This is a genomic window from Streptomyces sp. SJL17-4, assembly GCF_036826855.1.
Taxonomy (GTDB): domain Bacteria; phylum Actinomycetota; class Actinomycetes; order Streptomycetales; family Streptomycetaceae; genus Streptomyces.
The window spans coordinates 5,619,947-5,632,921 of sequence record NZ_CP104578.1; the positions used below are offsets into that span (position 1 = coordinate 5,619,947).

The 12,975-nt window shown below is 72.9% G+C and carries 9 protein-coding genes; 4 read left to right on the forward strand and 5 right to left on the reverse strand.

Annotated features, from left to right (window positions below; all coding sequences use genetic code 11):
* Positions 1-19: 19 nt before the first annotated feature.
* The 3 genes from N5875_RS25270 to N5875_RS25280 are packed head-to-tail and all read right to left on the reverse strand — an operon-like array spanning position 20 to position 4,939.
* Entirely contained in the window at positions 20-1,291 is a 1,272-nt protein-coding gene (locus tag N5875_RS25270) for an MFS transporter (RefSeq protein WP_338496210.1), read from the reverse strand.
* Between the two features lie 10 nt (positions 1,292-1,301).
* On the reverse strand, positions 1,302-2,015 hold the full coding sequence (locus N5875_RS25275) for a hypothetical protein (protein ID WP_318209877.1): 714 nt from the start codon (positions 2,013-2,015) through the stop codon (positions 1,302-1,304).
* Entirely contained in the window at positions 2,012-4,939 is a 2,928-nt protein-coding gene (locus N5875_RS25280; protein ID WP_338496213.1) for a BTAD domain-containing putative transcriptional regulator, read from the reverse strand. Before N5875_RS25280 ends, N5875_RS25275 begins: the two co-directional genes overlap by 4 nt.
* 80 nt (positions 4,940-5,019) lie before the next feature.
* Here N5875_RS25280 and N5875_RS25285 point away from each other — a divergent pair, with 80 nt between their 5' ends.
* The 3 genes from N5875_RS25285 to N5875_RS25295 all read left to right on the forward strand — a co-directional run bounded on the left by N5875_RS25285 (position 5,020) and on the right by N5875_RS25295 (position 7,640).
* Complete coding sequence (locus N5875_RS25285; RefSeq protein ID WP_338496215.1) at positions 5,020-5,565, forward strand: carboxymuconolactone decarboxylase family protein; 546 nt, start codon at positions 5,020-5,022, stop codon at positions 5,563-5,565.
* A 97-nt stretch (positions 5,566-5,662) separates the two neighbouring features.
* The gene (locus tag N5875_RS25290; protein WP_338496218.1) at positions 5,663-6,640 is read left to right on the forward strand and encodes a GNAT family N-acetyltransferase; all 978 of its coding nucleotides are present in this window, start codon (positions 5,663-5,665) and stop codon (positions 6,638-6,640) included.
* Between the two features lie 310 nt (positions 6,641-6,950).
* The gene (locus N5875_RS25295) at positions 6,951-7,640 is read left to right on the forward strand and encodes a DUF998 domain-containing protein (RefSeq protein ID WP_338496220.1); all 690 of its coding nucleotides are present in this window, start codon (positions 6,951-6,953) and stop codon (positions 7,638-7,640) included.
* Here N5875_RS25295 and N5875_RS25300 read toward each other — a convergent pair.
* Together N5875_RS25300 and N5875_RS25305 are read right to left on the reverse strand one after the other, a co-directional pair.
* Positions 7,637-8,662, reverse strand: a complete 1,026-nt coding sequence (locus tag N5875_RS25300; protein WP_338496222.1) for a sigma-70 family RNA polymerase sigma factor — start codon at positions 8,660-8,662, stop codon at positions 7,637-7,639. The two genes, N5875_RS25295 and N5875_RS25300, sit on opposite strands and share 4 nt — an antisense overlap.
* Positions 8,663-8,806: 144 nt before the next feature.
* Positions 8,807-10,030, reverse strand: a complete 1,224-nt coding sequence (locus N5875_RS25305) for an ROK family transcriptional regulator (protein ID WP_338496224.1) — start codon at positions 10,028-10,030, stop codon at positions 8,807-8,809.
* Between the two features lie 180 nt (positions 10,031-10,210).
* Here N5875_RS25305 and N5875_RS25310 point away from each other — a divergent pair, with 180 nt between their 5' ends.
* On the forward strand, positions 10,211-12,937 hold the full coding sequence (locus N5875_RS25310; RefSeq protein ID WP_338496226.1) for a discoidin domain-containing protein: 2,727 nt from the start codon (positions 10,211-10,213) through the stop codon (positions 12,935-12,937).
* Positions 12,938-12,975 lie beyond the last annotated feature (38 nt).

A 12,975-nucleotide genomic window follows, 5' to 3' on the forward strand; every position in this document is an offset into this window, starting at 1 on the left:
GCGAGACGCCCGGGCATCGTCACCCCGTCGCCTCCGCCCCCGCCTCCTCGGCGACGGCCGGCTGCGGCCGGGTCCGTACGCCCCAGCGGGCGAGAGCGGGGCCGGCCGCGCCCAGGGCCGCGAAGAACACCGCGAGGACCAGCCAGCCCGCCGTGCCGAGGCCGAGTACCACCGTGGTGAGGATCGCGGGGGCGAGGGCCTGGCCCGCGGTGAAGCCGAGCCCGAGGAGGCCTTGGTACTGGCCCTGGGCGTGGTCGGGGGCGAGGCCGAAGCCCAGGGCGAAACCGGCCGAGGACTCCCAGATCTCCCCGAGGCTGTGGACGAAGATCGCCGCGACGAGCAGTCCCGCCGCCGCCCAGACCGGGGTGTGCGCCGCCAGCGCCATCATGGGGCAGCTGACGAGGAAGAGCAGCCCCGCGTTGCGGAACGCCCTGCCCCCGTCGTGCGGGGTTTCGATACGGGAGCCGATCCTGGTCTGCAGGAGGACGCAGAAGGCGGCGTTGACGGCGAACACCGCCGCCACCGTCCAGCGCGGCGCCTCGGTGTGCTGGGAGATCCAGATCGGCAGGAGCAGGGACACCACCGGGTACTGGAGCCCCATGGCCCCGTACAGCGCGGTGAACGTCAGGTACGGGCGGTCCGTGAAGGCGAGCCGGCGACGCTCTCGCGGCGGTGCCGGCAGCGCCGGGTAGTGGGGCAGCAGGAACAGGAGCAGCGCGCACAGGGCGAAGCTCGCCGCGTTGCCGAGGATCAGTACGAGATAGGCGCCGCGGGTGTCCGCCGCCACCGCCAACCCGGAACCCACCGTTCCGAAGATGACGCCCAGATTGACGAAGGTGCGCAACCTCGCCCGGAACAGGGCCGGACGCTCGGTCCCGACCCGGGCCACCAGAGCGCCCCAGGCCGCCCCGCCGGCCGCCGCCGCGATCTGGTCGACCGTGGCGAGGACCGTGAGCGCGGTCCAGCTCTCGACGAGGACGAGAGCCGCCATCGACACCGCCTGGACCGCGAGGGCCAGCATCATGATCGTGCGGGCGCCGCGCCGGTCGGCGAGATGGCCCCCGGGTATGCCCGCGAACAGGCCGATCAGTCCGGCGATGGTGAGCGCGGCCCCGACCTGCACCGCGGGCAGGCCCACGATCAACGTGAAGTAGAGCGCCGAGGCCGCGTTGAAAAGACCGTTCCCGACCCGGTTGACGAAACTGGCGGCGATCAGCACGCGCTCCGGCCTGCTGTCTCCCGCCACGCGGGCCATGCGGGCTATTCGTCCGGTCGGGCTGCCCTTGATCATGGCCAGCAGGCTAGCAGCGGCCCCGGAGACCGCCCCGGGCGTCCGGACCGCCGCCGTCCGGAGCGTCGTCCGGGCCGCTGTCAGGACCGCTGTCCGGCCCTCCGTCCCTGGGCCGACCGTGTCCGGAGTCCGCGACACGGTCGGCCAGGTCCTCCCACGGACGCGGAGCGACGACCGGTACGCCGGCCTCCCGTGCCCGCGCGGCGAGCCACCGGCCGTACAGCACGCTGACGCGGGCGCGATGGCGCTGCGGCCCGGCATCCGGCTCCCGGCGCAGGTAGTTGGCCGTCACCCGCGCCTCGTCGTCCTCATGGAGGAAGACGCCACGGACCGGGCCCCCCGGCGTCACCGCCCGGGGCAGGAGGTAGTCCCCCTCCAGGATCACCGGGGTGTCGGTGCCCACGTGGTTGGCCACCACCGCCTCGATCGCCGGCGCCAGCGCCTCGGCGATCGCGATCTGCCGCTCGACCACCGACTCGGGCGCCCGATGGGCGGCCTCCGGGTGCGTGCGCCAGAAGTGCACCTCCGGCAGGTGCTCGGGCCGCGTCACCGCGAGGAGGGCCTCCACGATGTCGTCGACCTCCACGACGGGGACGTCGTACCGCCGCGCCAGGGCCCGCCCGACACCGGTCTTCCCCGTGCCCGACGCGCCCCCGACGACGAACACCCGCCAGTCGGGAAGCCCCCGCGCCTCACCCGTACCGTCGAGGGACGGGCCGTTCATGGGCTGTCCTCCGTCACCGTCACCGTCACCGTCGCCGGCTCGGTGAGAAAGGCGCGGATCTCCTCGGCCTCGGGGACGGCGAGGGCGGTGTACAGATCGAGGGCCTGACGCGCGTGGTCGTGGGCGAGGTCGATGCGGCCCAGGTCGCGGTGGACGTGCGCCAGGCCCCGGTGGGCGCGGGCCTGTTCGGGGCGGTAACCGAATTCGTGGGCGAGGGCCAGCGCGGAGTCGTGCTCGACCGCGGCCCGGTCGAGGTCGCCCATGGAACGGGCGGCCTCCGCAAGGGCGTTGAGGGACTCGGCCTCGTCACCGGGGAAGTCGAACCGGCGGCTCAGCTCCAGGGCGTCGTGATGATGGCGCCGGGCCTCGTCGTAACGGCCCTGCCGTTGGCACAGCAGTCCGATGTTGTTCAGGACGATCGTCTCGCCGATGCGGGATCCGGCCTCGCGGTACGCGCGCAGGGCCTGGCGGTGGTGGTCGTGGGCCTCCTCGTGGCGACCTTGACGCTCGTGGTCGGTGCCGAGGCCGGTCAGGCACCGGGCCTCGCCGGCGAGGTCGCCGATGTCGCGGAAGAGCGCCAGGGACTCCACACAGTGGTCGTGGGCCCGGTCGTAGTCCCGCAGCCGCCTGGAGACGTCGCCGAGGTTCTGCAGCGCGCGGGCCGCGGCGACCTGATCGCCGCTCTCCCGCGCGAGGCCCAGGGCCTCCCGGTAGTGCTCGGCCGCCCGCTCGTACGCGCCGTGCCACCAGAAGAGGACCTCGCCGACATCGATGAGGGTGCGTGCCTCGGCGGTCGTGTCGCCGCTGCGGCGGCTGTCCCGGAGCGCCAGACCGTGCAGGGTCAGCGCGTCGGCCTGGTGGGCGTGGCCCAGCAGGTAGCGATGCAGCGTGGCGGCCAGTCGGCTGGTGTGCGGGCGGCGGTCGTGCTCGGTGGCGTACTGGCCGGCCGCCATGAGGTTCGCGCGTTCGCCGTCCAGCCAGGCGATGGCCTCGGCCCCGTCCCGCGGGGTCGGGGCCGGGGTCGGGGTGTCCGGGGCGGGGATGCGCGGTCGGCGGTTCCTGCCCTCGGGGTAGAGGTGGTCGACGGCCGTGCTCGCGGTGTGGAGGTAGTGGTGGAGGAGCCGGCCGACGGCCTCGTGCTGGGCGTGGGGAGGTTCCTCGGCGGCCGCGGTGGCCAGGGCGTGTTCGCGCAGCAGGTCGTGGAAGGTGTAGCGGCCGGGCTGGAGTTGGATCAGGACATGGGCGTCCAGGAGGTCCTCCAGGAGCGTCTCCGCCTGCTCGGGCGGAAGGCCGGCCAGTGCAGCGGCCGCGTCCGGACCGATGTCACGGCCCGGCTGCAGCCCAAGCAGCCGGAACATGCGCTGCTGATCGGGTGTCAGCTGCTGGTAGGACAGCGTGAACGCCGCCGCCACCCCCCGCTCCGAGGTGGCGAGCTCGGCCAGTCGGCGGCGCTGGTCGCGGAGCCGGTCGGCCAGGTAGGCGACGGTCCAGCTGCGGCGATGGTGCAGGCGGGCGGCGGCGATGCGGACGGCCAGCGGCAGGAACCCGCACAACTGCAGGACGTCGAGGACGGCCAGGGGTTCGGCGACCGCCCGTTCGCCCACGATCGCCGTGAACAGCTCCACGGCGTCCGCGGCGGGCAGCACGTCCATGGACAGGGCGTGTGCCCCGTCCAGGTCGGTCAGCCGCCGGCGGCTCGTGATCAGGATGAGGGCGGGGGAGGAGGAGCCGGGCAGCAGGGGGCGTATCTGGTCGGTGCCGAGGGCGTTGTCCAGCACCGCCAGCACCCGGCGGCCGGCGAGCTCGGACCGCCACAGCGCGGCGCGCTCGGCGACCGACTCCGGGATGTGCTGTGCGGGCACGCCGAGTTGACCCAGAAGGACGCCGAGCGCCGCACCGGAGTCGAGCGGTGCCTGGCCGGCCGTGTGGGCCCGCAGGTCCACGAAGAGCTGCCCGTCGGGGAACCGGTCCGCGAGGCGGTGCCCCGCGTGGACCGCGAGTGTCGTCTTGCCGACCCCCGCCATCCCGTCGATCGCCGAAATCGTCACGACTCCGCCGCTGTTGCCCGCCCACTGGCGCGTCAGCCCGTCGAGCTCGCCGTCGCGTCCGGTGAAGTCCGGGACGTCGTACGGCAGGAAGTTGATCCCCTGCGGCCTCGCGGGCGCGGGCGTGGCGGCCGGCGCCCGGAGATCGGGTGCGTCCCGCAGGATGTCCTGTTCGAGCTTGCTGAACGCGTGGCCGGGGTCGAGCCCCTGCTCCTCGGCCAGGGCCGTCCGGAAGTCCCTGGCCACCCGCAGGGCGTCGGGCTGGCGCCCCGCGCGGTGCAGGGCGAGCATCAGCCGGCAGCACAGCCGCTCCCGCACGGGGTTGGCCGCCACGTGGGCGGTCAGTTCGTCGATGAGGTCGTCGTGACGGCCCAGGGACAGTTCCAGCTCGGCCAGGCGCTCGACGGCGGTCAGTCGCTGCCCGTTCAGGCGTGTTCTGGCGCCCGGGACGTAGTGGCCGGTGACGTCGGCCAGCGGCTCTCCCCGCCACAGCGCCAACGCGGTACGTATCCGCTCCACGGCGCCCCGCGCGTCGTCGGAGCCGGCCGGTGCCCCGGCGATCAGGTCGGTGAACTCGTGCAGGTCGAGTTGTCCCGGCTCGGGATCGATCACGTACCCGGCCGGCCGGGTGGCCAGCATGTGGTCGGCCCCGGAAGCGCGCAGCATCCGCCGGATCGCGGCGATCGTGGTCTGGATCTGCGCGCGGGCGGAGTCCGGCGGCAGCGGCCCCCACATCGCGTCGACCAGGCGGTCCGCACTGATCGCGACCCCGGAATGGAGCAGCAGATAGGCGAGTACGGCACGATGGCGGGGTGCGAGCCCGGGTGACCCGGGACCGGGAGCCCGCGCCTCCACCGGGCCGAGGATCGTGAACCGCATGGCGTCGCTCCGGGGGTCACCAGCACGTGCATCGAAGAAGCATCGGGAATGTATCAAGATCCACCGGCAGGGTTACCGGCATGCCAGCACTCCACATCGTCGACCCGGAGAGGGCGACCGGCGAGACCGAGACCCTGTTCACCGCCACGCACCGGGCCCTGGGGGTCGTCCCCCGACTGGCCAGGGTGATGGCCAACAACCCGACCGTACTGAAGGGATACGTGGACGCCGTCACCGCCCTGAGTACGAAGGGGACCCTGGCGGCGGACGTGCGCGAGCGCATCGGGCTGCTGGTGGCGCAGGAGAACCGCTCCGACTACTGCCTGTCCGTGCACGCGTTCCGCGGGACCAGGACGGCCGGGCTGACCGCGGCCGAGGCCACCCGCGCACGGCGGGGCGAGGCCGAGGACCCCTGGGCGGCCGCGGTCCTGGACCTGGCCGCCGCGGTGGTCCGGGACCGGGGCGTCGTCTCCGACGAACGACTGGACGCGGCCCGACGGGCCGGCCTCTCCGACGGACAGGTCGTCGAGGTCGTCGCCCATGTGGCGCTCGGAGTGTTCGCCAACTACCTGGCCACGGCGTCGCGTATCGACATCGACTGGCCGCTCGTGCGCCACACGGACTGAAGCATCGCGAGGGGCCGAAGGCGCGAGCGGTGACAGAGTCGCCCTTGTCCGGCACACGCGCGCAGGAAATCGAACCATCCCCACCGAGGAGTTCCCCATGATCGACGCCGTCCCGCTCACTCAGGTCTCGACCGAAGACGCCACCGCCTGGCACGCGGTCGTGGCGGCCTCGCTCGCCGCCGACCTGCCCGAGGAACCCCGCCCCACCTTCGAGCAGATCCACGCCCAACTCACGGTCACCGGCCGGGAGAACCGCCGACTGCTGTGGCTGGCCACCGAGGCCGACGGCGCCGTGGTCGGTGTGGCCGGGCTGCGGCTGTTCACCTCGCCGGGCCAGCAGCACCTGGCGGAGCTGGAACTGCACGTCACCCCGGACCGGCGGCGCTCGGGCGTGGGCTCGCACCTGCTGGCCACAGTCGTGCGGGCAGCCCGGGAAGAGGAACGTCGCAGCCTGGTGGCCGCCGCGCCCGGTGAGGGACCGACGGGCGCGTTCTGCGCCGCGCGCGGCTTCCGGCGCGTACTGGCACTCGACCACCTGCTGCTCGACGTCGCGCAGGCCGACGCCGCCGAGGCGGCGGCCGAACACCCCGGCTACGAACTGGTCAGCTGGACCGGCACGGTTCCCGACGAGCTGGCCGAGGCGTTCGCCTCGGCCAAGAACGCGATGAACGACATGCCGACCGGCGACATGGACTACGGCAGCCAGACCTGGACCGCCGACCGGGTCCGCGCCATGGCGGAAGTCCTGGCCGACCGCGGTGACCTGCTGCTGACGACCGCCGCACTCGGCAAGGGGGAGATGGCCGGATACACCGAGATCGTCATCCGGTCCGGGGAGACCCACCGCGCCCTGCAGTACGACACCGTCGTGGTGCCCGCCCACCGGGGCCACGGGCTCGGGCTGTGGGTCAAGGCCGAGATGGTGCGCAGGCTCCGGGCCGAGCACCCCGGAATCGAGGAGATCGAGACGGACAACGCACAGGACAACACCCACATGATCGCCGTGAACCGCCGACTGGGCTTCCGCTTCCACCGCAGCACGCACGAGTACCAGATGGACCTGCTCGCCGAGTGACGCGTGCTCCAGCGGGAAGAGAGCGTCTGCGGCCTCAGGGACGGCGCTGGTCGTGGTGGAGGGCGCGCGGCCGTTCACGGGTGGCGGCGGGCAGGCCGGCCACCTTCGTGGTCACCAGGTCTGCTTCTGGGTGACGGCGATGACGTAGCCGTGGGGATCGGTGAAGTAGAACGGCTTCTGGCCCTGGCGCTCCATGACGTCCGGGATGCGCAACGAGGAGGCGTGACGCGGGTCACCCTCCCCGCGTCGATCACTTCGTCGCTCGCCCCCTGTCATACGTGCGACAGGAACCGACCGAGGAAGGCCCGACATGACCCAGACGCTCAGCGCCCGTTCCCGCACCGCCCGTACCTCGCCCGCCTCGCCCGCCTCGCGCAGTTCGTGGTCGGCGGCTCGTGGCTTGACGGCCGGTGCGGTCGTCGCGGGACCGCTGTTCCTCGGGGTGGGCATCGTGCAGGGGCTGACCCGTGACGGCTTCGACTTCGGCCGTCACGCGATCAGTCAGCTCGCCCTCGGTGAGACGGGCTGGATCCAGACCGTGAACTTCCTGATCGCGGGCGCCCTGTTGATCGCGGGCGCGGCCGGGCTGCGCCGCGTGCTGGGCGCCGGCGGTGTGGGTGGTGTCTGGGGTCCGGCCCTGACCGCGGTCTTCGGCGCGTCGTTCTGGGCCGCCGCGGCCTTCCCGGCGGACGCGGGCGCGGGCTTCCCCGTCGGCGCCCCTGACGCGACCGCGATGAGCGGGCACGGGTCCGTGCACATGCTGGCGGGGATGGTCGGCCACCTCGCCCTGTGCGGCGCGTTCGTCGTTCTGGCCCGACCGCTCGCCGCTCGGGGCCATCGCGGCTGGGCCGTCGCCTCCCGCCTCGTGCCCGTGGCCGTCCTCGCCGGATTCATGGCCTCGGCCGCCTCCGTCCTCGCGTTCACCGCCGGGGCGGGCCTCGGCCTGGTGTGGCTGGCCGCGGTGGCGGCCCGCCTGGCCACCGCCCCGGCGGGCCGCTAGGGCGCGGGCCGGGGCACGGTCACTCGATCGGCCTCGTCGCGCCCGCGCCCGGCGTCCTCGCTCAGATGGTCCGGCAGGCCGAAGAGCGGAAAGAGACGGTCCGTGTCACGGAAGGCGGTGATGCCGGTGATCCGGTCGCCGGAGAAGTCGATCACCTGCAGGGCCCAGGGCGTATAGCCGGCTCCGTCCGCGCGGGGCCGGTACTGGCCGAAGGCGGGGGTGCCGTTCGCCGTGGTCGGGATCAGGCGCGAGCCGCGGCAGCCGACGGCGGGGCCCGTCAGCCACGCCTCGATGTCGGGGACCCCGCGCATCCACTTCGCGTACGGGGGCAGACACAGGGTGGCGTCGACGTGGAGCAGCATGCTCAGCTCCTCCATGTCGTGACGGGAGAACGCCGAGGCGTACCGCTCGACCAGCACGCGGTGCACGCTGTCGGACGGCCGTGAGAGGGCCCCGTCCGTTCCGCGGTGGTGGCCGGCCAGCGTCGTACGGGCGCGCTGCAGGGCGCTGTTGGCCGAGGCGACGGTGGAACCGTGCAGGTCGGCGACCTCGCGGGCGGAGAACCCCAGGACGTCCCGCAGGATCAGGACGGCCCGCTGTTTGGGCGGCAGGTGCTGGAGCGCGGCGACGAACGCGAGCCGTACCGACTCGCCCGTCGTCGCGGACGACTCCGGATCCCCACTCGGGCAGGGTTCCACCCACAGGGCGGAGTCCTCCGCGGCCGCCGGCGGGGTGCTGCCGTCGCTGGGCCCGGACAAGTCCATGGGTAGTGCTCGCCGCTTGCCGGAGGCGAGGGCGTCCAGACAGACGTTCGTGGCGATGCGGTACACCCAGGACCGCAGCGACGAACGCCCCTCGAACCGGTCGATGTTCCGCCACGCCTGGATCAGCGTCTCCTGCACGGCGTCCTCGGCCTCGGCGTACGACCCCAGCATCCGGTAGCAGTAGCCGGTCAGCTCCCGCCGGTACCCCTCGATCCGGTCCATCGCATTCATCGCACTGTCCGCCACGGCGTCCCACATACGCTCCCTCTCCCTCTCCCTCTCCCGCTCCCGCTCCCTCTCCGCTCCCGCTCCGAGCCGAGCGCCCCCGCCAGGCCACCGACACCTCGCCCCGCTGTGCCCGGTCCACCCGCCCGGTCCACCCGCCCGCTCCACCCGCCCTGTCTACCCGCCCGGTCTCTTCCGGTCGAAGGTCAGGTCCCGCGCGGCTTCGAGGGCCGTGGCGACGGCTCCGTGGAGGACCGCCCCGTCGCCGAGTGCCCCGGCCGCCAGGCGGACGCGGAGGGGGGTGAGCGCGCGCAGGTGCTCGTGCACGGGGGCGAGCAGGAGGTCGGCGCTGTGGCCTATGCCGCCGCCGAGCACCAGGAGGTCGGGGTCGAGCACGGAGGCCACCACCGCGACGGTGTAGGCGAGCCGCCGCGCTTCCTCCTCGACGGCGCGGGCCGCGGCCGCATCGCCTTCCCGCGCCGCGTCGAAGACCTCCTTGGCGTCGGCCGGATGGTTCATGCCGAGTGAGCGGGCGGTCGTGACGACAGCGTGGCCGGAGACCATGGCCTCCATCTGCCCGGGGGCCGCGGCGATGTCCGGCGCGGACGGCGGGGCGGGAGACCCGGCGGGAGAGGCGTGGGGCCAGGGCAGGAAGCCGATCTCCCCGGCGCCGCCATGCGCGCCCGTGAAGAGGCGCCCTTCGCTGACCACGCCCATCCCGAGGCCGGTGCCGACCATCACGTAGACGAAGAGCCTGCTGCCCGCTCCGACGCCGTGGGTGTACTCGCCGAGCGCGGCGAGGTTGGCGTCGTTGTGGATCTCCAGCGGGATGCCGAGGCCCGCACGGATGTCGTCGAACAGTCCGGCCCGGTCCCATCCGGGCAGCTTCTGGGCGAAGCGCACGCGTCGGCTCACGCTGTCGTAGACGCCGGGCGTCCCGACCACCGCGTGGGCGAGCTTGTGCGGTTCGATGCCCGAGGTGTCCACCAGGTGACGTGCGGTGCCCACCACCAGCTCCACCAGGGCCCCAGAACTGCGCGCGCTGTTGTGGGCCTCGGAGCCCGCCACGATCGTGCCGTCGAGGTCGGCCAGGGCGACACGCAGCCAGGAGCGGCCGATGTCGATGCCCAGCGCGTAGCCGGCGGTCGGGTCGGGAGCGTAGAGAACGGCGGAACGCCCGCGTTCCGGACTGTGCGTGCCGGCCTGCCGGGCGAGGCCGGCCAGTTCGAGGGAGGCCAGGGCGCTGGAGACGGTCGGCTTGGACAGGCCCGTGTCCCGCGCCAGTTGGGCCCGCGAGGCGGGGCCGTCGGTACGCAGACGGTCGAGCAGCAGCCGCTCGTTGCCGCTGCGCCCGCGTCGCGGGTTCCAGGGCTGGTCAGACCCCTCGCCGTAGCTCGTCATCGCGCCATTCTCACGTACGGGGGTGGGTTGTCCGTGATCTCCCCGCAACTCGACTTTCGCCGTGGGGACTTGCGCGTCCCTGGGGCTCATCCCTACTCTCCCCGTCATTGGTTAGGAAGTTTTCCTAACCAAAGCGCGTCCCTTCCCTTCCGTTCGCCCGGCGATCACTGAGGACCGCACATGTCACGAGGACTCGAACCGCCCAGGAGAACCCCCGGCCGCCGCCGCCGACGACGGCGTGCCGTCGCCGTCGGAGTCGCCGCCGCGACCGGTCTCGCCGTCGCGGGGACCCTGACGGGCAGCGCGGGCGCGGCACCCGCCTCGCCCTCCGCCGCCACGGCGACCGCCGTCACGGCGACCGCCTCCTTCGGCGCCGGCGCCGCCCTTCCCGATCTGACCGCCGCGAACCGGCGGGCCCCGATCGCCGGGCTGCCCGACTGGAGCAAGGCCGGGTACCGCTCCGGCGCCGTCCCGCTGCCCGGCGCGGCGCAGGAGAGTCCCGACCCTGCTTGTCATGTCACTGCCCAGGAGTTGGCGAGCCGGTACGGCGTACGGGCGGACGGCGCGGACGCGACCAGCGGCATCCAGGCCGCCGTCGACGCCCTCCGGTCGGGCTGCAGCCCCACCGCGAGCCACACCCGACTGTCGTCGATCACGCTGCCCGCCGGACGGATCCTGGTCACCCGCCAACTCGCGCTCGACGCCGACTACATGATCCTGCGCGGCGCGGGAATGGGGCAGACCACGCTCGCCTTCCGCCCGGACGTCAACACGCGGTACGACACCCTCACGCCCGACGGCAGTGACTGGGACGAGGACGGCATGACCCACGGCGCCTCGGGCAAGGGCGGCTGGACGTGGCCGGGCCGCGGCCTGCTCCGCGTACAGACCCGGGAGGTGTCGTCGAAGTACGCCGCCGACCACGCCTCCGCCCCGGCCAACCGCAAGGACATCTTCGAGGGCAGCGTCAACCAGCACTGGGCCTCCGGGGTGCCGCTGCGCGAGAGCTCACCCGCCGGGGCCACCGTGGTCAAGCTCGCGACGAGCGCGGACATGTCCCGCTTCAAGGCAGGGGCCCATCTGTGGGTCGGTGCCGCGAACAGCGTGAAGTTCTACCAGCAGCAGACCGTCACGGACACCACCAAGTACATCAACCTGCACATGCGCCAGCAGATCTTCCGTATCGCCTCCGTGGACGCCACCGGGAGGAACCTCACGCTCGACAAGCCGCTGGAGTACGAGCTGCCGCTCAACTCGACCTCCGACGGGTCGGCGGCGATCGGAGGCACGGTCTATCCGAGCCGTGTCACGCCGCTGAAGGTCGTCCAGGGCGTGGGCATCGAGGACCTGAGCCTCACGCAGGAGATGACGGGGATGCCGGCCCTCGACGGCTCCACCTACAACCTGAGCGCGGCCGACGCGCGGCACAACTTCGGGAACATGGCGCCCGAGTACGCGCAGCACGGCATCGTGCTCAAGTGGGCGGCCGACGTGTGGATCCGGCGGGTCGGCACGTACATGACCGGCTCCCACGCGGTCGTGACCGAGAACTCCAAGAACGTCCAGGTGCAGGAGTCGGTCTTCGACGGCTCGTGGAACAAGGGCAAGGGCGGCAACGGCTACTTCCGCGGCTCCCGCGTCTGGGACTCGCTGTACGCGTACAACACCAGCCGGAACCTTCGCCACTTCACCTTCCAGTGGTCCGCCTCCGGCAACGTCGCCCTCGGCAACGACTTCGACAGCGACCTGAACCTGCACGGCGGTTGGGAGCGCCGCAACCTCTTCGAGAACAACAAGGTCGCGGTGGCGTACGAGAACTCGTCGAAGAGCTGCCGGTCCAACTGCGGCGACGAGGGAGGCGGCGGGCCCGACGACTCGACCTGGTGGCCGATCTGGTGGGCGGCAGGCCCCAAGGCGGCCAAGTGGTCCGGTTCCAGCGGCCCGCAGAACGTCTTCTACCGCAACACCATGAGCAAGCAGACCACCGCCGGCGGTCCGTACACCAGCTACTACCCGGACAAGCAACGGCTCTACCAGTTCGGCAGCGCCGCCGCCGACCCGGCGGCCTTCCGGCACCTCGCGGCCGGTGGCTCGACCATTCCGGACTGGGCGGGCAAGGAGACCCTGGACTACAGCGCGGCGCCGAACGCCGGCGTGCACGCCGGGACGACCGACCCGTCCGGCTCCCTCTTCCTCAAGCCCACCGGTCCGGGCGGCGACACGACCCCTCCGACGGTCCCCGGCTCGCTCCGTACGACGGGCACGACCGCGAACTCCGTCTCGCTGGCCTGGAACGCGGCCACGGACGACGTGGGGGTGACCGGCTACGAGGTCCTTCGCGGCGGCAGCCCGGTCGCCACGCTGAACGGCACCTCGTACACGGACAGCGGCCTGACCCCGTCCACCTCCTACAGCTACACGGTCAGGGCCCGCGACGCGGCCGGCAACGTCTCCGCCCCGAGCCCCGCCCTCAACGTGACGACCGCCCCCGGTTCGGGCGGCACACCCACCCTGGTGTCGGTCGGCAAGCCCGCCACGGCGTCCTCCGTCGAGGCGAGCGGCTTCGAGCCGTCCCTCGCGGTCGACGCGAACACCGGCACCCGGTGGGCGAGTGCCGAGGGCATCGACCCGCAGTGGATGCGGATCGACCTCGGATCCAGCCACACGGTGTCGAGGATGAAGCTCAACTGGGAGGCCGCGTACGGGAAGGCGTACAAGATTCAGACGTCGGCGGACGGCACGAACTGGACCGACGTCTACTCCACCAGCACGGGCGACGGCGCGGTCGACGACCTCCCCGTCTCCGGCACCGGCCGCTACGTCCGGATGCACGGGACCGCCCGCGGCACCCCCTATGGCTACTCCCTCTGGGAGTTCGAGGTCTACGGCACTCCCGCCGGGGCCTGACCGTTCGTCACCCGCACTGCTCTGTCCCCTCCCCCTAG